Annotated in this window: 13 protein-coding genes; 4 read left to right on the top strand and 9 right to left on the bottom strand. The window is 76.0% G+C overall.

Annotated elements, in window-relative coordinates:
• Window positions 1–159: 159 nt before the first annotated feature.
• Entirely contained in the window at window positions 160–612 is a 453-nt protein-coding gene (locus HWY08_RS14250) for a copper-binding protein (RefSeq protein WP_176066302.1), read from the top strand.
• Here the strand turns inward: HWY08_RS14250 and HWY08_RS14245 are convergent.
• From HWY08_RS14245 to HWY08_RS14215, 7 genes are all read right to left on the bottom strand, one after another.
• Window positions 597–1988: a sigma-54-dependent transcriptional regulator gene (locus HWY08_RS14245; protein WP_176066300.1), complete on the bottom strand. Its 1392-nt coding sequence runs from the start codon at window positions 1986–1988 to the stop codon at window positions 597–599. The two genes, HWY08_RS14250 and HWY08_RS14245, sit on opposite strands and share 16 nt — an antisense overlap.
• Window positions 1985–3448, bottom strand: coding sequence for a sensor histidine kinase (locus tag HWY08_RS14240; protein ID WP_176066298.1), 1464 nt, complete (start codon window positions 3446–3448; stop codon window positions 1985–1987). The genes HWY08_RS14245 and HWY08_RS14240 overlap by 4 nt, the downstream gene beginning before the upstream one ends.
• A 166-nt stretch (window positions 3449–3614) precedes the next feature.
• Window positions 3615–5594 (bottom strand): nitrite/sulfite reductase, encoded by a 1980-nt coding sequence (locus tag HWY08_RS14235; RefSeq protein ID WP_235969639.1) that lies wholly within the window; start codon window positions 5592–5594, stop codon window positions 3615–3617.
• Between the two features lie 11 nt (window positions 5595–5605).
• Window positions 5606–6946 (bottom strand): uroporphyrinogen-III C-methyltransferase, encoded by a 1341-nt coding sequence (cobA, locus tag HWY08_RS14230; RefSeq protein WP_176066293.1) that lies wholly within the window; start codon window positions 6944–6946, stop codon window positions 5606–5608.
• Window positions 6943–7182, bottom strand: a complete 240-nt coding sequence (locus HWY08_RS14225; protein ID WP_176066291.1) for a hypothetical protein — start codon at window positions 7180–7182, stop codon at window positions 6943–6945. Before HWY08_RS14225 ends, cobA begins: the two co-directional genes overlap by 4 nt.
• Window positions 7183–7191: 9 nt before the next feature.
• Window positions 7192–8532 (bottom strand): YeiH family protein, encoded by a 1341-nt coding sequence (locus HWY08_RS14220; protein WP_176066289.1) that lies wholly within the window; start codon window positions 8530–8532, stop codon window positions 7192–7194.
• A 291-nt stretch (window positions 8533–8823) separates the two neighbouring features.
• Window positions 8824–9804 carry a YeiH family protein gene (locus HWY08_RS14215; protein ID WP_176066287.1) on the bottom strand — a complete coding sequence of 327 codons (981 nt, stop codon included), beginning with the start codon at window positions 9802–9804 and terminating at the stop codon, window positions 8824–8826.
• A gap of 172 nt (window positions 9805–9976) precedes the next feature.
• Between HWY08_RS14215 and HWY08_RS14210 the strand changes: the two genes are divergently transcribed.
• Together HWY08_RS14210 and HWY08_RS14205 are read left to right on the top strand one after the other, a co-directional pair.
• A complete protein-coding gene (locus HWY08_RS14210) occupies window positions 9977–11164 on the top strand; it encodes a pyridoxal phosphate-dependent aminotransferase (RefSeq protein ID WP_176066285.1) in 1188 nt (395 codons plus the stop codon).
• Between the two features lie 137 nt (window positions 11165–11301).
• Window positions 11302–12573, top strand: a complete 1272-nt coding sequence (locus tag HWY08_RS14205) for a sensor histidine kinase (RefSeq protein ID WP_176066283.1) — start codon at window positions 11302–11304, stop codon at window positions 12571–12573.
• Window positions 12574–12587: 14 nt separating this feature from the next.
• Here the strand turns inward: HWY08_RS14205 and HWY08_RS14200 are convergent, their stop codons facing one another.
• Both HWY08_RS14200 and gdhA read right to left on the bottom strand, forming a co-directional pair.
• A complete protein-coding gene (locus HWY08_RS14200; RefSeq protein WP_176066281.1) occupies window positions 12588–14675 on the bottom strand; it encodes a methyl-accepting chemotaxis protein in 2088 nt (695 codons plus the stop codon).
• A gap of 210 nt (window positions 14676–14885) precedes the next feature.
• Window positions 14886–16238, bottom strand: coding sequence for an NADP-specific glutamate dehydrogenase (gdhA, locus tag HWY08_RS14195; protein ID WP_176066278.1), 1353 nt, complete (start codon window positions 16236–16238; stop codon window positions 14886–14888).
• 95 nt (window positions 16239–16333) lie between these two features.
• Between gdhA and HWY08_RS14190 the strand changes: the two genes are divergently transcribed.
• Complete coding sequence (locus HWY08_RS14190; protein ID WP_176066276.1) at window positions 16334–18910, top strand: PEP/pyruvate-binding domain-containing protein; 2577 nt, start codon at window positions 16334–16336, stop codon at window positions 18908–18910.
• Window positions 18911–18979: the final 69 nt, after the last annotated feature.

The raw sequence follows: 18979 nt of genomic DNA, 5'->3' as shown, positions 1-18979 counted from the left end.
CCGGCCGGGACCCCGCTCTGGAGCCGTGCCGAGGGGCCAGGGCGCCCGCGCGCGCCGCGGCGGCTCGCCGCCCCCTTCCGCGCGCTTGCGGCGCGCGCCGCGCCCGAGGAGGATGCCTCTCTCCGCGGACCACCTCCGCGCTCCGGAGCCCGCGCGACGATGCCCCTCCCCCGCCAGCCGCTCCGCGCCCGCGCGGCCCTGCTCGCCGCGGCGCTCGCGGCGCTGGCGCTCGCGGCCGCCTGTCGCGGCGGGTCGGCGCCGGCCGCGGGGGCCGCGGCCCGCCGCTACACGGTGCGCGGCGAGGTGGTCGCCCTGCCCCGCCCGCAGGCGAAGCCGGCGCAGCTCACGCTGCGCCACGAGGCCATCCCCGGGTTCGCCGACGCGACCGGCGCGGTGGTCGGCATGCCCTCGATGGTGATGGCGCTCGATCTGGGCCCCGCGGCCTCGACCGCGGGGCTCGCGCCCGGCGACAAGGTGGAGGCCGTGCTGGCCGTCGACTTCTCGCGTCCGCTCGTGCAGATCGAGCGGCTCGACAAGCTCCCGGCGTCGACCGCGCTGCGGCTCGATGCGCCTCCCGGCGGGGTGGACGAGGCCGCTCACCCCTCCCGGTAGTCGTCGCTCCTGAGCCCGTGCTTCTTCAGCAGCCGGTGCAGGCTCTCGCGCTCCATGCCGGCGCGCGCGGCCGCCTTGGTGACGTTGCCCTTCAGCTCCCGCAGCAGCGCGACCAGGTAGTCCCGGGTGACGCGGTCGCGCGCCAGCTCGACCACGTCGCGCAGCGGCAGGTCCGGCAGCGCCTCGCCGGCCCCGGCGGCGGGCGCCGCCGCCAGATCGGGAGGCAGGTCCTCGGCGCCGACCACCCTCCCCTTCGCCACCGCCACCGCCCGCTCGACCGCGTTCTCGAGCTCGCGCACGTTGCCGGGCCAGGCGTAGGCCGTGAGCGCGCGCAGCGCGTCCGGCGCGAACTCCGCCACGTCCCGCCGAAAGGCGCGGGCGTGCTTCTCCAGGAAGTGCGCCGCGAGGAGCGGCACGTCCTCCACGCGCTCGCGCAGCGGCGGGAGCCGGATCGGGAAGACGTTGAGGCGGTAGTAGAGGTCCTCGCGGAAGCGCCCGGCCGCCGCCTCGGCCTTGAGGTCGCGGTGGGTGGCGGCGATGACGCGGACGTCGACCTTCACCGCCGCCGTGTCGCCCACGCGCCGGATCTCCTTCTCCTGCAGCGCGCGGTTGAGCTTCACCTGGGTCGGCAGCGGCAGCTCGCCCACCTCGTCGAGGAAGATCGTCCCGCCCTGCGCCTCCTCGAACAGCCCGGGCTTCGCGCCGGCGGCGCCGGTGAAGGCGCCGCGGGCGTGCCCGAACAGCTCGCTCTCGACCAGGTCCGGCGGCAGCGCCCCGCAGTTCACCGGCACGAACCGCCGCTCCTTCCGCGCCGAGTGGTAGTGGACGGCGCGGGCGGCGAGCTCCTTGCCCGTCCCGGTCTCGCCGAGGAGCAGCACCGTGATGTCGAGCCCCGCCGCCTGCTCGAGGAGCCGGTAGGCCTCCAGCATGCGCGGGCTCTTGCCGATGAGGTTGTGGAAGCTGTAGGTGCCCTCGAGCTCGCGCCGGAGGCTCGCCGCCTCGTCGCGCAGCCGCTTCCGCTCCGCGGCGCGCTGCACCACCAGCGCCGCCGCGTCGGGGTCGAACGGCTTCTCGAGGTAGTCGTAGGCGCCCTGCTTCATCGCCTGGACCGCGTCGGCGACGGTCGCGTAGCCGGTCATCATCACCACCTCGGTCGAGGGGTGGCGCGCCTTCACCGCCTGCAGCACCTCGAACCCACCGGCGCCCGGCATGCGGAGGTCCGTCACGACCACGTCGAACGCCTCGCCGGCGACGAGCGACAGCGCGCGGGCGCCGTCCTGGGCGGTGGTGAGCTCGTAGCCTTCGGCGAGGATCTTGCCGAACAGCTTGAGCATGTTCTCCTTGTCGTCCACCACCAGCACCTTGACCCTGCTCACGCGATGACTCCTTCCGGGCGGCGCGGCAGGCGGAGCTGGAAGATCGCCCCGCCGCCCGGCGCGTCGGCCGCCTCGATCTCGCCGCCGTGCGCGCGCGCGATGGCGCGCGAGATGGCGAGGCCGAGGCCCGTCCCGCGCTCCTTGGTGGTGAAGAACGGCTCGAAGAGCCGCGCCTGCGCCGCCGGCCCGAGCCCGGGCCCGCTGTCCCGCACCGCCACCCGCGCCTCGCCGGCCTCCTCCCCGAGCGACACCGCGACCGCGCCGCCCGGCCCGGCCGCCTCGGCGGCGTTGCGGACCAGGTTCGTGAGCACCTGGCGGAGCTTCGAGGGGTGCCCCTCCACGATCGCGTCCCCGGCGACCATCACCTCGACGCCGTCGAGCACCGCCGCCTCGCGCAGGCGCGCCACCACCTCCTCGGCGGCGGCGCGGAGGTCGACCGCCTCGCGCCCGACCTGCACCGGCCGCGACAGGTCGAGCAGCCCCTCCACGATCTCCTTCGCGCGGAGCGTCTCCTCCTCGATGACGCCGAGGTCCTCGCGCAGCGCGCCGTCGGCCCGCTTCTTCATGAGCCGCGTGTAGCCGAGGATGACGCCGAGCGGGTTGTTGATCTCGTGCGCCACGCCGGCGGCGAGCCGCCCCACCCCGGCCAGCTTCTCGCTCTGGACGAGCCGCGCCTGGTGCTCCTTGAGCGCGGCGGTCATGGCGTTGAACTGGCGCGCCAGCGCGCCGAACTCGTCCCGGCGATCCAGCGCGAGGTGCGCCTCGAGGTCGCCCGCCGCCAGCCGCGCCGTGCCCGCCTGCAGCGCCGCCAGCGGGCGCGCGATGGAGCGTCCGATGGCGAGGCTCACCGCCGCCGCGAGCAGCGGCGCCCCCACGAGCAGCGCGACGATCCAGCGGTAGGTGCGGCGCTCGACCGCGTCCACCTCCGCGCGCGCGGCGGCGATGCGCGCCTCGAAGGCGGCCACCAGCTCCTCGGCCCGGTCCTGGATGCGCGTCACGACGAGCTGGGCGCGGGCGTGCTCGGCCCGCACGAAGCGCACGTCCCCCTTCACCACGGCCGGCACGATGCTCCGGCGGAAGATCACGTCCAGCTCGGCGCTGGCCGCCTCGATGTCCTCCACGGCGGCGCGCTCGCCTCCCGAGCCGGCCCGCTTCCGGAGCTGCTCGGTGAGGCGCAGCACGCGCTGCTCGGCCTGCTCGTAGAAGCCGAGGTGGCTCTCGTCCCCGATGATGATGGTGTGCGCCTGGTGCGCGTACTGATCCCGCACCGCGCTGGCGAGCTCGAGGGCCAGCCGGACGCTCTCCTCCTCGCCCAGCATCCGGGCGGTGGCGGCCTGGATCCGCGCGAGGCCCGCGAGCGCCAGCCACGAGGCGAGCCCGAAGGTCACGACCAGCGCCCCGAAGCCGAGCAGGAGCTTCCGCGCGGTGCCGGACCAGCCGCTGAAGGGAGTCGACGCCACCTACCCCACCTCAGCAATGTCCGGGCCACCGCGCAGGCGCGCGATCCCGGCCCGAAAGCGCTGCGGCGGACGGCGGTGGCTCGTGACCATGGCGGTCACAGTGTAACCGGCGCGCCCCCGCGGGGCCTCTGCTCACGCGCCGGCGCTCAGGCCTTCGCCGCGTCCCTCAGGCCGCAGTCGTCGCCGGCCCGGACGGTTCGGCGGGCCCTCCGTCCTCCAGGGGCGCGAAGTCCTCCTCCCGGACGTCCTCCACCCGCAGCTCCTCGAGCTCCCTCAGCGCGGCGCGGGCCCGCTCGTGCTCCCGGGCGAAGAAGGCGCCGGCCTCCTCTCCCGGGCGGCGCGCGGCGAGCCACAGGGCGGTGAGGCGCTCCACCGCCTCCGGCACCCGCCGGCGCGGGATCTTGGCGGCGAGCTTGCCGAAGCGCGCACCGCGCTCGTCCACCCCGCCGCCGAGCAGCACGAAGTACTGCGGCACCGCGCGCCCGGCCAGCTTGCGCAGGCTGCCCTGCAGACCGATGGCGGCGAGGTGGTGCTGGCTGCACCCGTTGGGACACCCGGAGACGTGCAGCGGGAGCCGCTCCGTGAGGGCGCGCGCCCCCAGCCCACCGCGGACGTGCGCGTCCACGTCGCGCGCCAGCAGGCGGGTGTCGGCCACGGCCAGGCGGCACGACTCGGCGCCGGGGCAGGCGATCACGTCCCCGGCGCTGCCGGCCCCGGCGCGGCCGAGCCCGGCCGCGGCGGCGCCCTCGTACAGCGCCTCGATCTCGGCGTCCGGCACCCAGCGCAGGAGCACGTGGCCGCCGCTGGCGAGCCGCACCGCGCCGTCCCCGTAGGCGAGCGCGAGGTCGGCCACCGCCTCGAGCTGCGCGGCGGTGAGGTCGCCGCGCGCCGGCGAGAGCGTGACGGTCGAGTACCCCCGCTGCCGCTGGGGCTGCGCGTTCGTGCGGCGGAACAGCTCGCGCGCGGCGGCGGGCGGCGCGAGCTCGGCGGCCGTGTCGGGGAGGAGTCCGGGGCCGCGCGGGGGATCGGCCGCCACCCGCGCCGCGAGGGCCGGGGGGCTGGGCGCCGCCGGGCGGGCGCGCGCGGGCGGGAGCTCCACGGGAGCCGCCTCCGGGTCGAAGGGCAGCGCGGGAGCGCCCTCGGCCCGCACGCGGGCCAGCTCCTCGGTGAGCAGCGTCCGGAACGTCTCGAACCCGAGCTGCCGGACCAGGAACTTGAGCCGGTTCCGCTGGCGGTGCTCGCGGTCGCCGCGCGCGTGGAACACGCGGACGATGGCCTCCGCCAGCGCCAGCACGTCGGCCGCCGGCAGGAACTCGACGAGGGGGCTGCCCGAGGTGCAGGCCGAGGAGGTGCCCCCCGCCACCGTCACCGCGAAGCCGCGGACCGCCCGGGCGCCCTCGCTGCGCAGCCGCGCCCGGAATCCGATGTCCTGGATGGCCGTACGCGCGTGGTCCTCGGCGCACCCCTCGAACGCGATCTTGAACTTGCGCGGGAGCGAGGAGCCGAGGGGGTGGCGCAGGAAGTGGCGCGTCACCGCCTCGGCGTAGGGCGTCACGTCGAACAGCTCGTCCTGCGACACGCCGGCGTGCGGGCAAGCGACCACGTTCCTCACCGCGTTCCCGCAGGCGCCGTGCGTGGTGAGCCCCGCCTCGCCGAGCCGCGCCAGCACCGCCACGAGGTGCTCCTGCGCCACGAAGTGCAGCTGCACGTCCTGGCGGGTGGTGATGTGGCCGAAGCCCCGCGCGTAGGGCCGGGCGACGGCGGCGATGGCGCGCAGCTGCTCGGCCGAGAGCACGCCCTGCGGCACCTTCACCCGCACCATGTGCCCCTCCTGCCGCTGCCCGTAGACGCCGCGCAGCGTCCGGTAGGCGCGCCACTGCTCGGCGTCGATCTCGCCGCGCTCGAAGCGCCTGAGCTCGGCGAGGAAGGCGTCGACGTCCGCCGCCTCGGCGAACCCCGCCCGCTCCCGCCCCGCCGTGGACGAGGTCGTGGTCGTGGTCGCGGTCGCGGTCGCGGTCGCGGCCGCCGTCGAGGCCGTGGTCGCCGTCGTGGTCGCCGTCGTGGCCGCCGTCGAGGTCGCGGTCGAGGTCGTGTTCGCCGGCGCGGTCGCGGTCGGCTTGCGGGTCGTGGTCGTGGTCTCGGACACGGGCTGCTCCATCAGGCGAGCCGCGCGCTGGCGGCGGGGTGATCGGCGTGGGCCGCCGAGGCGAGCGCGGCGACCGCGCCCACCACCAGCGTCCCGGGGAGGTGGGCGCGCTCCGGCGGGATGGGCGCCTCGCCCAGCGCGGAGAGCGGCCCGGTCCAGGTGAAGCCCTCGGCGCTGGAGGCGCCGAGGAGGAGCGCGGCGGGCGTGCTCGCGCTCCACCCGCGCGCGCGCAGCCGGTCGGCCAGCGCGGCGCGGGCGGCCACGCCCATGAGCACGACCAGCGTCACGCCGGTCGGCGGGAGGGCGTCGACGAGCGGCCCGTAGGTCGCCTCGGCGTGCCCGGAGACGACCGCGAACCCGGCGGCGACGCCGCGGTGGGTGACCGGGATGCCGGCCAGCGCCGGGGCGGCGAGGGCCGAGGAGAGGCCCGGCACCACCTCGAACGGCACGCCGGCCTGGGCGAGCGCCAGCGCCTCCTCGCCGCCGCGGCCGAAGACGAACGGGTCGCCGCACTTGAGCCGCACCACCCGCTGCCCGCGCCGCGCGCCGCGGATCAGGAGCCGCTCGATGGCCCGCTGCGAGACGCTGGGGCGGCCGGCCCGCTTCCCGACGTGGAAGCAGTGGGCGCGCGGCGCCAGCCGGAGCAGCTCCGCGTCGACGAGCGCGTCGTAGAGCACGAGGTCCGCCGCCGCCAGGCGCTCCGCCGCGCGCCGGGTGAGGAGCCCGGGATCGCCGGGCCCCGCCCCCACCAGCGAGACGAAGCCCCCCGGCGCGCGGGCGGGCGCCGGCTCGGCGCCGTCGTAGAGGGCGTTCAGCTTGCGGAGCAGCATGGGCCGGCGGGTGGCGAGCGGGACCTTCCCGCGCTTCCAGGCGCCGCGCTCCGCCTCGCCGAGCTCGACCCAGCGCCCCAGCTCGCGGGGGAGCACGGCGTCGATCGCCTCGCGCAGGAGCCCCGCCAGCGCCGGTGCGCGGCCGCCGGTCGAGATGGCGACGGTCGCCTCGCCCCGCCGCACCACCCCCGCCGTGTAGGCGCTGGCGTGCTCCGGGTCGTCCACCGCGTTGACGAGCAGCCGCCGCGCCTCGGCGGCCGCCGCCACCGCCCGGTTCACCTCCGGGGTGGCGGCCGCGACCGCGAGCCACGCGCCGTCGAGGTCCTCGGGGAGGAAGCCGCGGCGGACCACCGCGCCGGCGGCGCGGGCCACCTCCTCGCGCACCTCGGGCGCCACCACCGTCACGCGCGCGCCCACCTCGGCGAGCTGCCGCACGCGCAGCGCGGCCATCGCGCCGCCGCCCACCACCACCACCGGGCGCCCCGCGAGCTTCACGAAGAGCGGCAGGAGCGGCGCGCTCACAGGACCCCCCACTGCCGCACGTACTCGAGGACCACCCGGAACTCCCGGTCGCGGAACCCGGCCGCGAGCAGGTGCCGCTTCACCGCCCCCGCCTCCACCTCGGTCGAGGCGAAGGCCTCGCCGGCGGGCGCCGGCCGGCGCTCGAAGCCGAGCCCGGCGAGCGCCGCGCCGAGCTCGCGGGCCCGGCAGCGGGCGAGGCCGCGCTCGGGGGTGACCAGCGTCAGGAGATCGACCATGGCGCGCCCCTACTTCACCGCGAGCCAGTAGCTCGCGAAGACCCGCGTGGAGAGCCAGTAGCCGAGCGGGACGTTGACGGCGACGCCCAGCGCGAAGGCGGCGAACGGCTTCCAGCCGAAGCGCGTCAGCTCGCGGAAGCGGGTGGTGAAGCCGATGGAGAGGAAGGTCCAGGTGAACGCCCAGCCGCGCAGCGTCTTGAGCGGGCCCACGGCCTCCTTGGAGAAGCGGGTCCCGATCCGCCCGTCGAGCGAGGCCAGGATCACCGTCACGACGAGCGACGCCACGAAGAAGCCCAGGATGAACTTGGGGAAGCGCCGCCACACCTCGCCCAGCCCCACGCGCTCCGCGTCCGCGGCGCGCTTCCGCTCCCAGACCGTGACCGACAGGAACGCCACCACCAGCGCCCAGAGGCCGACGAACATGTCGCGCCCCACCACCTTCATGAGCGTGAAGGTCTTCACCGCGCGCTCGTCGCCCAGGGCGGCGGCGGCGGCGAAGCCGGCCGCGTCGGCGAACTCGGAGGTGCCGATCCAGGCGCCGGCCGGGCCCGCCGCGAGCCCGAGGTGCCGCGCCGCGACCGGCAGCGCGAAGATCATGGCCACCGCCCACAGGATCACCATCGAGATCGCGACCGACACGTGGCTCTTCTCGGCGCGGCAGGCGCCGCCGATGGCGATGGCCGCGGAGACGCCGCAGATCGAGCCGCCCGCGCCGAGGGTGGCGCCGAAGCGCGGATCGAGGCCGAACAGGCGGGTGGCGGCGAGGTAGATGGCGGTGAAGGTCGTCACCGCGACCACGGTCGCCTGCGCGACGGCGAGGGGGCCCGCCTGCAGGATGATGGTGAAGGGGAGCGTCGCGCCCATGAGGACGATGCCGACCTTGACGTAGAACTCGGTGCGGAGCGCCGACTGGAACCACGCCGGGAGCGCCACCGCGTTCCCGAGCGCCATGCCGACCAGGAGCGCCAGGAGCGGCGTCTCGAGCTGCCAGTCCTTGAGCGTCTGGTTCGAGCCCAGGACCGCCACCACCAGCGAGACCGCGAAGAGCAGCGCGAAGCCGGCGGCGTACTTGACGACGTCCCAGCCGATGACCGCCGAGGCGGCCGAGAAGGCGACGAGGAAGACGAGGAGCAGGGCGAGCGGCCCGGCCGGCTGGGCGCGCAGGGCGGCGGTCACGGCGCCGAGGCTGCCTGACCAGGTCGGGATGGCGAGCGCGGCCGCGCCGACCGCGCGCGAGGCGCCGAGGAAGAAGGCGCCGCTCACCGCCAGCACGAGCCCGAGCGCGATGAAGATGGCCCAGGTGTCCTCGCGCCGGTGCCAGGGGAGCGCGTTCTGCGGGAGGTTCGACATGGTCTGCTCGCGGGGGCCGAGGTTCGAGCGCGCACGGCTCCGCAGCCCTGGTCGGGCCGGCGCGTGAGGCGAAGCGGTGGGAGGGGCGGGAGGGGTGGAGCGCCGGCGTCAGCCGCGCATTCGCGCGGGAGGCGCCGGCTCGGGACAGGCGCACCCGGCGGCGGGCGCGTGAGCGGTTCGGGCTTGGGCGCGTCGCGCCGTGGCGGCCAGCATGCGCTGCATCTTGTATCGCGGACGCGCGTCCTGTCAAGCGGACAACGGACGTCTGTCCGTGATGCCGGATGGGGCGAGCTACAGCGCCGCCCAGCCGAGGTAGACCGCGGCGAGCGTCCCGGTCCCCATGGCGAGCCACAGCGCGGCCCCGAGCAGCAGCGGCCGCGCCCCCACCGCGCGCAGGCTGGCGCGGGAGAGGCCCAGGCCGATCAGGAACAGCGTCAGGACGAGCGCGCGGCCGCCCACCGCCGCGAGGAGCTTCCCGGCCGGGCGCAGCCCGGGGGCGTAGGTCGCGAGCGCGGCGGCGAGGACGAAGCCGAGGATGAACCAGGGCGGGCGGCTGCGCGCGCCCGCGGTGCCCGCCGGGCCGGCCGCCGTCGCGCGCCGCCGCTCGAGCACCCCGAGCAGCAGCGTGACCGGCACGATCCACAGCGCGCGGGCGAGCTTGACGGTGGTGGCCACGGCGAGCGCCACCGGGCCGTACTGCATCCCCGCCCCCACCACCGAGCTCGTGTCGTGGATGGCGAGCGCCGACCACAGCCCGAAGGCCGGCTGCGACAGGTGCGCGGCGTGGCCGAGCGGCGGAAACACGACCAGCGCCACCGCGTTCAGCACGAACACCGTCGCCAGCGAGACCGAGAGCTCGCGGTCGTCCGCCCCGAGCACCGGCGCCGCCGCGGCGATGGCGCTCCCGCCGCAGATGGCGGTGCCGACCGTGACGAGCAGCCCGGTGCGGCGCTCGACGGCCAGCGCCCGCGAGAGCCCCCACCCCAGCGCAGCGCAGGCGCCGATCGACACCACCGTGTACCCGATCCCGTGGGCGCCGACGCGCGCCACCGCGGCCAGGTCCATCCCGCCGCCGAGCGCGACCACCGAGGCGGGGAGGAGCTCCTTCGCGAGCGGGCGCGTCCTGGCGGCGAGCGGGTTCCCGACGGTGAGGGCGATGGCGATCCCGCCGGCCAGCGCCGCCGCCGCGGGGACGCCGGGGACGCAGACGGCGACGCCTCCGGCGACCACGAGCAGGGCGGCGAGCGGGATCTGGCGTTGGCCGAGGCGCATGCGCGTGAGGGGCGGCGGCGAGGCCGCGCGGGTGAGAGCCGCGGGCGGCCCGGGGCGGTTCGCCACTCATACCGCAGGCGAGGGGCGCCTGCGCGGTCGAGCTGCAGCGCCTCGCGCCGGCCGGCGAGCCGTGAGCGGCGCCGCCCGGCGTGCTACGATCCGGCGCTCCGCCATGCCGCGCCACCCCTCGCTCTCCGCCGCCACCGCCGGCCTCTCCGCGGACGTCTACAGCGCGCTCGCGGAGCGCGCGCGGCGCCGCGGCGGCACGATCCACCCGCTCCACGTCGGCGACACCTACCTCGACCCACCCGAGGGCGCGCGGGCGGAGGCGCAGCGCACGGCCGAGCACCCGCGCCTGCACAACTACGCGCCGGTGCAGGGGGAGCCCGCGCTCCTCGCCGCCATCCGGCGCCGGCTGGCGGGCCGCTACGGGCACGACCTCGACCCCGCCTGCCTGCAGGTCGTGCCGGGCGCGACCACCGGCCTCGCGCTCGTGCTGGCGGCGCTGCTCGATCCGGGCGACGAGCTCCTCCTGCCCTCGCCGTTCTGGCCGCTCATCCGCGGCCTCGCCACCACCCGCGGCTGCGCGCCGGTGGAGGTGCCGTTCTTCACGCGCCTCGGCGAGCCGGGCTTCGACCCGGAGGCGGCGCTCGAGGCGGCGGTCACCCCGCGCACGGCCGCCGTCTACGTCAACACCCCGCACAACCCGACCGGCCGCATCCTGCCGGAGCCGGTCGTCGACGCGGTGGCGCGCGTGGCGCGGCGCCACGACCTGTGGGTCCTCGCGGACGACGCCTACGAGGAGCTCGTCTACGGCCAGCCGCACCGGCCGCTGTGGCTCCGCGCGGACCTCGCCGACCGCACCGTGGCGAGCCACACGCTGTCGAAGAGCTACGCCTTCGCCGGCGGGCGGGTCGGCTTCGTCCACGGGCCGCCGGACGCGATGCGCGCCATCCGCGGCGTCCAGGTCTTCAACGCGTACTGCGCCCCGCGTCCCATGCAGCTCGGGGCCGCCCGCGCCCTCGAGGAGGGCGACGCCTGGCTGGCGGAGACGCGGCGCCTCTACGCCCGGGCCGGTGCCGAGGCGGCCGCCGCGCTCGGGCTGCCCGCCCCCGAGGCGGGCACGTTCCTCTTCCTCGACGCGGCGCCCTACTTCCTGCCCGGCGAAGGGCTCCCCGGCTTCCTCGAGCGCTGCCTCGACGCGGGCGTGCTGCTCACCCCCGGCCCCGCCGCCGGGCGCGACTATGGCACCTGGGTGCGGCTCTGCTTCACCGCGGTGCCGCCCGCCGAGCTGACCGACGCCCTCGGCCGGCTCGCGCGGGTGCTCGGGCGCAGCGGAGTGTCGCGCTCGGACAGGTAGGAAAGCCTCCGCCCTCCTCGCACGTTGCGTCGTACCATGTTCCGGGTACATCCTGGGGACGCTCGGTTGGCCGCAGAGGAGGCGCTCGCTGCGAGTACCCTCCGCCCCAGCGGCCAGCGCAGCCAGGAGAGCGCGCTTTGAGGCTGGTTCCGACACGGGTCTCGGTGCTCTTCGGCTTGCTGGCGGCGGGCACCCTGGGCGGCGCCGCCGTGTCCTCGCGCGTGATCGAGACGCGCCGCACCGAGGCCGCGGCGGTCACCGACGGCTTCCGCGCGCTCGCCGCCGCCGAGCACCTCTCGGCCGCGCTCCGCAAGGCGGAGGCGATCTGCGCCGGCCTCCCCCTCGCGCCCGAGCCGCAGGCGGCCCCACCGGAGGCCCCGCGCGCCGAGATCGCGGCCGCGTGGGAGCGGCTCGTCGCGGACGCGGCGGGGGGCACGGGCCGGTCGGAGATCTGGTTCGCGGCGCTGCGCGAGCTGCCGCGGGCGCTCGACGGCCCCGGCTGCAGCGCGCCCTTCGGGCTCGCCGCGGCGGGGGTCGAGGAGCTGGCGGCGCTGCAGCGGCGCGACCTCGGGGAGGCCGACCGCCGGGCCCAGCACGGGCTCTCGCTCGCCGGCTGGTTGACGGTCGCGATCGACGCCGGCCTGCTGCTCCTCGTCGCGGCCGCCGCCGTGGCCGTGCGCGGGCACCTCGCGGACCGGGGGCGCCGCGAGGAGGAGCAGCGCCGCGCCCTCGAGCTGCAGCAGCAGCTCATGGGCATCGTCGGCCACGACCTGCGCACCCCGCTCAACGCCATCGCCGGCTCGGCGGCGCTCCTCGCGCGCGCCCCCGACCTGCCGACCGCGCGCCTCCGCGCCGCGCAGCGCATCGTGTCGAGCGCGGCCCGCATGTCGGGGTTGGTGCGCGACCTGCTCGACTTCACGCGGCTGCGGGTGGCCGGAGGCTTCGCGGTCGCGCCGCAGCAGGCGGACCTGGGGGAGGTCGGGCGGGCGGTGGTGCAGGAGGTCCGCACCGCCTGGCGCGGCAGCGTCATCCACCTGTCCGAGGCGGGCGACCTGGCCGGGCGCTGGGACCCGGAGCGCCTCGAGCAGATCCTCTCCAACCTGGTCGGCAACGCCTGCCACCACGGCACCCCGGGCGCGCCGGTCCAGGTGCGCCTCTCCGGGCAGCCGGACGCCGTCCGAGCCGAGGTGCACAACGAGGGCCCGCCCATCCCGCCCGAGGTGCTCCCCGTGATCTTCGAGCCGTTCCGGCGCGGCGCCTCCGACCGCCGCGACGCGAGCGGCGGCGTGGGGCTGGGGCTGTTCATCGTGCGGTCGCTCGTCGAGGCCCACGGGGGCACGATCGAGGTGGCGACCGGCGAGGGCGGGACCACCTTCACGGTGGAGCTCCCGCGCTCCCCGCCCCCCTGACGCGAGGGCCGGGCCTACGCGCTCGCCCCCGCGCGGGCGAGCGCGCTGGACCGCGCCCGGGCCGCCTCGGGCCGCGCCAGCCGGCCGCCGGCCTCCAGCCGGAACCCGCCGACCAGCGCCGAGAGCTCGTCCGACTGCCCGGAGAGCTGGAGCGCCGCGGCCGAGGACTGCTCCGAGCTCGAGGCGTTCTGCTGCGTCACCGCGTTCATCTGCTCCACCGCGCGGGCCACCTGCTCGATCCCCGACGACTGCTCGCGCGAGGAGGCGGCGATCTCCGTCACGAGGTCGGTCACCTGGGCCACGCTGCCCGTGATCTCCCCGAGCTTCCGCGCGACCGCCCGGGCGGTCGCGTCGCCTTCGCCGGTCTGCCGGACCGAGTCGCGGATCAGCTCCTCCGTCTTGGTGGCCGCCTCCTTGCTCCGCAGCGCCAGCGAGCGGACCTCCTCCGCGACCACCGCGAACCCGCGGCCCGCCTCGCCGGCGCGCGCCGCCTCCACCGCCGCGTTGAGCGCGAGCAGGTTGGTCTGGAAGGCGATCTCGTTGATGTCCTTGATGATCTGCGAGGTGCCCTCGGCCGAGGCGCGGATCCTGGCCATCGCGCTCGCCATCTGCTCCATGGCCGTGGCGCCCTCCCCCGCCATCCCGCGCGCCGCCTGCGCCAGCGCGCTCGCCTGCTGGGCGCTCCCGGCCGAGCTCTTCACCGCCGCCGCCATCGCCTCGAGCTGGCTCGAGGTCTCCTCGAGCGAGGCGGCCTGCTCGGAGGCGCCCGCCGCGACCGCCTGGCTGGAGGCCGCGATCTGGGCCGAGGCTGCCGACACCCCGGCGGTGGTGGTGGCCACGCGCGCCAGCGCGTCCTGCAGCGCCTGCGCCGTCGCGTTCACCGCCGCCTTGATGCGGCCGTAGTCGCCCGGGTAGGCGCCCTGCATCCGGGCCGTGAGGTCGCGCTCGGCGAGCCGCTCCAGCACGGCGGTCGCCTCGACCAGCGGCGCGTCGATGGTGTCGAGGACGGCGTTCAGGTCCTCCACGGTCTTGCCGTTGTAGCCGCGGTATCCGGAGGCGTCGACGCGCACGTCGAGCCGGCCCTCGCGCGCCGCCGCGAGGAGCTTGGCGACGTCGTCCGTGCGGCGCCGGGTGGCCTCGAAGAGCGCGTTCCAACGCTGCTTCACCGCCTCGAACTCGCCCGCGTACCGCGCCTCGATGACGGGCGGGACGCGGCCGTCGGCGAGCTCCTCGACGAGCCCGTTCGACCGCCGGATGGGCTCGAGGAACGCGTCCATGATCCCGTTCAGGCCCGTGACGACCGGCCGGAACTCGGGCGCGACCAGCGCGGGCGCGCCTCGCTCGTCGAGCGAGCCCCGCCCCACCGCCCCGGACAGCCGCTCGGCCTCCAGGGCGAGCACCCGCACGCTCCGTCCGACCGCGCGCGCGACCCCCCAGCCCAGGCCGAGGAGCAGGGCGCCCGCGGCGGCGAGCAGCGCCACCGCGGCCGCGACCGCGCCCGCGGCGGCCCGCCGGCCGTCCTCCACGTGCGCGGCCGTCTCGGCGACCTGCGCGGCGCTCAGCTGCTGCAGATCGCGGTCGGCGCCCTTCACCTCTTCCGAGGCGCGCTCCCACAGCGCCCGCACCCGCGCGTCCGCGGCCCGGGTCGCCTCGGGCGTCGCGCCCGCCGCCGCCGCCCGGTCGCGCTCCCGCGCCGCCTGCAGCGCGTCCTGGGCGCTGCGCCGGAAGGCGCGGTCGCTCGCCTCGAGCGCCCTCCACGCCGCCTGCACGGCGGGGCCGTGCGGGATCGCGCGGTAGCGCTCGGCGGCCTCGTCGTAGCGGCGCGCCGCCTCGTCGGTCTTGTCGTACGCGTTCGCCCGCTGTGCCAGGGTCAGATCCACCCCCAGCGCGAAGCCGTTCAGGCGGCGCATGACGGCCGTGTGCGCCTCCGAGAAGGCCCCCACCGCCGTGGCCGAGGCGACGTCGCGCTCCGCCACGTCCACCAGGCGATCGCGGAGGTCGCGGGTGGCGAGGAGCGCCACCGCCCCGACGGCCACGGCGAGCGCGAAGGCCAGCGCGAACGCCGCGCCGACCTTGGTCTTGAGGGTGAGATCGAGGTGCATGGGCGCGGCTCCGGCAGTCGGGGGAACGGACGGCGCGCGCCCGCTCTGCAGCCGATGTGCCGCCGGTCACCCGCGACGCCGCGCGGACTTTTTCGATCGCCCGGGTGGCTTGCTCCCGACCAGGGCGGGTCGCAGAGACCCGCGCCCCGGGGTGTCCCCCTCTCCACCCGGACCGCGGAGGAGAGGGGGCGTGCGCCCGGTCCGCGCCCGCTAGATCAGCCCGTGCGCCACCATGGCCTTGGCCACCTTGATGAAGCCGGCGATGTTGGCGCCCACGACGTAGTTGCCCTTGGCGCCGAACTCCTCCGCGGTGTCCCAGCAGTTCTGGTGGATGTTCTTCATGATGTGCGCGAGCCGCTTCTCGGTGTACTCGAAGGTCCAGCTGTCGCGGCAGGCGTTCTGCTGCATCTCGAGCGCGCTCGTCGCCACGCCGCCGGCGTTGGCGGCCTTGCCCGGACCGTAGGCGATCTTCGCCTCCAGGAAGACGCGGATGCCCTCCGGCGTGGTGGGCATGTTGGCGCCCTCCCCCACCGCGATGCAGCCGTTCTTGACGAGCTGCGCCGCGTCCTTCCCGTTGAGCTCGTTCTGCGTCGCGGAGGGCATCGCCACCTGGCACGGCACGCTCCAGATGTTGCCGCCCTCCACGTAGCGCGCGTGCTTGCGGTACTCGACGTAGTCGCGGATGCGCCGGCGCTCGACCTCCTTGAGCTGCTTCAGCAGCTCGAGGTCGATCCCCTTCTCGTCGAGCACGAAGCCGTTCGAGTCGGAGCAGGCGACGACGCGGCCGCCGAGCTGGTGGATCTTCTCGACGGTGTAGATGGCGACGTTGCCGGAGCCGGACACGACGCAGGTCTTGCCCCCGAAGCCCTCGTCGCCGCGCGCGCGCAGCATCTCCTGGACGAAGAAGGTCGCCCCGTAGCCGGTGGCCTCGGTCCGCACCAGCGAGCCGCCGTAGTCGAGCCCCTTGCCGGTGAGCACGCCCGCCTCGTACTTCGAGGTGAGCCGCTTGTACTGGCCGAACATGTAGCCGATCTCGCGGCCGCCCACGCCGATGTCGCCCGCCGGGACGTCGGTGTACTCGCCGATGTACCGCCACAGCTCGGTCATGAAGCTCTGGCAGAAGCGCATGATCTCGTTGTCCGACTTGCCCTTCGGGTCGAAGTCGGAGCCGCCCTTGCCGCCGCCGATGGGCAGGCCGGTGAGGGCGTTCTTGAAGATCTGCTCGAAGCCGAGGAACTTGATGATGCCGAGGTACACCGACGGGTGGAAGCGCAGGCCGCCCTTGTACGGACCGAGCGCGCTGTTGTACTGGACCCGGAAGCCGCGGTTGACGTGCACCTCCCCCTTGTCGTCCTGCCACGGGACGCGGAAGATGATCTGCCGCTCCGGCTCGCAGATGCGCTCGATGATCTTGCGCTCCCGGAACTCCGGGTACTTCGCCAGCACCGGCCCGAGCGACTCGAGCACCTCCCGGACCGCCTGATGGAACTCGGTCTCGCCGGGGTTACGCTTCAGGACCTCCTGGTAAATCGTCTCCAGCCGCTCGTCCGACTTCATCCCCATGTCCTGCCTCCGTTTCGGTGGTTGGGCGCGATCCCACTGCCCGAAAGGCGATCAGTGTGCCCGAAGCGCCTGCTTCCCCACAACCGTCCAGCGCGATGACCTCGCCCTCCGGCGCGGATCCCGCCGCCCCCAGCACCGGGCTGCCCGCGCTCGACGGCGTGCTCGGCGGGCTGCGGGCGGGCGACAACGTCGTCTTCCAGGTGGAGTCCACCGACGACTACGCGCTCCTCGCCCGGCCGTTCGTGGCGCGCGCGCTCGCGCAGGGCCGCCGCCTCGTCTACTTCCGCTTCGCCCGCCACGCGCCGCTGGTCGAGGAGGGCGCCGGCGTCCGCGTCGAGCGGCTCTCGCCGGCGATCGGCTTCGAGAGCTTCACCGCCGCCATCCACCGCGCCATCGCGGAGGCCGGACCGGGCGCGTTCCACGTCTTCGACTGCCTCTCGGATCTGGCCGCCGACTGGTACAGCGACCTCATGCTGGGCAACTTCTTCATGGTCACGTGCCCGTACCTGTACGAGCTCGCGACCGTGACCTGCTTCGGGCTGCTGCGCGACCAGCACGCCACCCAGGCGATCGACGCCATCCGCAACACCACCCAGGTCCTGGTGGACGTGTTCCGGCGGCGCCGCGGGCTCTACGTCCAGCCGCTCAGGGTCGAGGGGCGCCACACGCCCACCCTGTACCTGCCGCACGCCTGGGAGGGCGACGACCTCCGCGCCCTCACCGAGAGCGCGGAGCTGGCGGACGTGGCCGATCGGCCGCCGGCCGGGCTGGGGCGCCTCGACGTCTGGGACCGGCGCTTCCGCGAGGCGCGCGAGCTCCGCGAGGCGTGCCGCGCCGGCGCCCGCCCCTGGAAGGACGAGCAGCTCGCGTTCCAGGCGCTGCTCCGGATGGTGCTCACCCGCGACGACCGGTTCGCCGAGCTGGCCGGCCGCTCGCTCGAGCTCGGCGACCTGCTCGCCGTCCAGCGGCGCATGATCGGGACCGGGCTCGTGGGCGGGAAGGCGGCCGGCATGCTGGTGGCGCGGGCGATCCTGGCCCGCGCCCACCCGCGCTGGAGCACCCGGCTCGAGCCGCACGACTCCTGGTTCATCGGCTCGGACGTGTTCTACAGCTACCTCGTGCGGAACGGCTGCTGGCGCGCCCGCCGCGAGCTGCGCGGCGGGGGCCCCTTCCTCGAGGTGGCCGCCGCGGCGCGCGCGCGGGTGCTCGCCGGCACCTTCCCCGACTTCGTGGTGCAGCAGCTCGTGGCCATGCTCGAGCACTACGGGCAGTCGCCCATCATCGTGCGCTCGAGCTCGCTGCTCGAGGACGGGTTCGGCAACGCGTTCACCGGGAAGTACGAGAGCGTCTTCTGCCCGAACCAGGGGTCGCCCGCGGAGCGGCTCGAGGCCGTGCTCTCCGCGATCCGGACCGTCTACGCGAGCAGCATGAGCGAGGAGGCGCTCCGCTACCGCGAGCGGCGCGGCCTGCTCGACCGGGACGAGCAGATGGCGGTCCTGGTCCAGCGCGTCTCGGGGGGGCTCCACGGCGCGATGTTCTACCCGCAGCTCGCCGGGGTGGCCCTCTCCTACAACCCGTACGTCTGGGACGAGCGGATCGACCCGCAGGCCGGGGTCGTGCGGCTCGTGTTCGGGCTCGGGACCCGCGCCGTGGAGCGCGCCGACGACGACTACACCCGCATCGTGGCCCTCAACGCCCCCTCGCTGCGGCCCGAGACCAGCCTCGACGAGGTGACCGAGTACGCGCAGCGGCGCGTCGACGTCCTCGACCTCGAGGCGCGCCGGCTCACCTCCCTCGGCGTGGACGAGGTGATCCGGTACAGCCCCGGGCTGCCGGTCCGGCTGCTCGCCACCGCGCGCCAGCGCGGCGGCGGCTGGGTGCTGACCTTCGAGGAGCTGCTGTGGGGGACGCCGTTCCCCGAGGAGATGCGGGAGATCCTGGCCGCGCTGCGCGACGCCTACGGGACGCCGGTCGACGTCGAGTTCACCGGGAACTTCGGCCGCGACGGCCAGCTCCGGCTCAACGTGGTGCAGTGCCGGCCGCTCCAGGTGCGCGAGGGCGGCGGCGCCGCCCCGATGCCGCGGCAGCTCGCGCCCGGCGCGCTCCTCCTCCAGAGCCGCGGCCCGGTCGTGGGGCAGAGCACGCACACCCCGGTCGACCGCGTCGTGTTCGTCGACCCCGAGGCCTACGCCGCGCTGGCGACCCAGGAGCGCCACGAGGTGGGCCGGGTCGTGGGCCGGGCCACGCGCCTCGCGCCCGCCGGCGAGCTGCGGCTGCTGCTCGTCGGGCCGGGGCGCTGGGGCACCACCACCCCCTCGCTCGGCGTGCCGGTGTCGCTCGCCGAGATCCAGCGCGCCTCGGCGGTGTGCGAGGTGATGCAGCTCGGGCAGGTCATCCCCGACGTCTCGCTCGGCTCGCACTTCTTCAACGACCTCGTCGAGGAGAACATCCTCTACCTGGCGGTGTACCCGACCTACGTCGGGCACGCCTTCGAGCGCGAGCGCCTCCTCGCCGCGCCGAACCGCCTCCCCGAGCTCCTCCCCGACGACGCGCGGCTGGCGGAGGTGGTGCGCGTGATCGACTTCCCGCTCCCCGGCGACGCGCGGACGCTGTGGCTCGACGCGAGCTGCGTCCGGCAGGAGGCGAGCTGCTACCTGCTGTCCCCGGAGTGACCGGAGGACCGGACGGGCGTCCGGCCCGGCCGCCCGCTCGGGGCACCCCCTCACGCCGGCGCACAGCCG

It is taken from the genome of Anaeromyxobacter diazotrophicus, from assembly GCF_013340205.1.
GTDB lineage: Bacteria > Myxococcota > Myxococcia > Myxococcales > Anaeromyxobacteraceae > Anaeromyxobacter_A > Anaeromyxobacter_A diazotrophicus.
Note: the sequence above shows the minus strand (reverse complement) of the source record. Positions and strands in the feature narration are given on the sequence as shown.

Coding starts and splice junctions, on each gene's coding strand:
- HWY08_RS14250 (WP_176066302.1), top strand. CDS start 160: ATGCCCCTCCCCCGCCAGCCGCTCCGCGCCCGCGCGGCCCTGCTCGCC.
- HWY08_RS14225 (WP_176066291.1), bottom strand. CDS start 7,182: ATGGTCGATCTCCTGACGCTGGTCACCCCCGAGCGCGGCCTCGCCCGC.
- HWY08_RS14220 (WP_176066289.1), bottom strand. CDS start 8,532: ATGTCGAACCTCCCGCAGAACGCGCTCCCCTGGCACCGGCGCGAGGAC.
- HWY08_RS14215 (WP_176066287.1), bottom strand. CDS start 9,804: ATGCGCCTCGGCCAACGCCAGATCCCGCTCGCCGCCCTGCTCGTGGTC.
- HWY08_RS14210 (WP_176066285.1), top strand. CDS start 9,977: ATGCCGCGCCACCCCTCGCTCTCCGCCGCCACCGCCGGCCTCTCCGCG.
- HWY08_RS14200 (WP_176066281.1), bottom strand. CDS start 14,675: ATGCACCTCGATCTCACCCTCAAGACCAAGGTCGGCGCGGCGTTCGCG.
- gdhA (WP_176066278.1), bottom strand. CDS start 16,238: ATGGGGATGAAGTCGGACGAGCGGCTGGAGACGATTTACCAGGAGGTC.
- HWY08_RS14190 (WP_176066276.1), top strand. CDS start 16,334: ATGACCTCGCCCTCCGGCGCGGATCCCGCCGCCCCCAGCACCGGGCTG.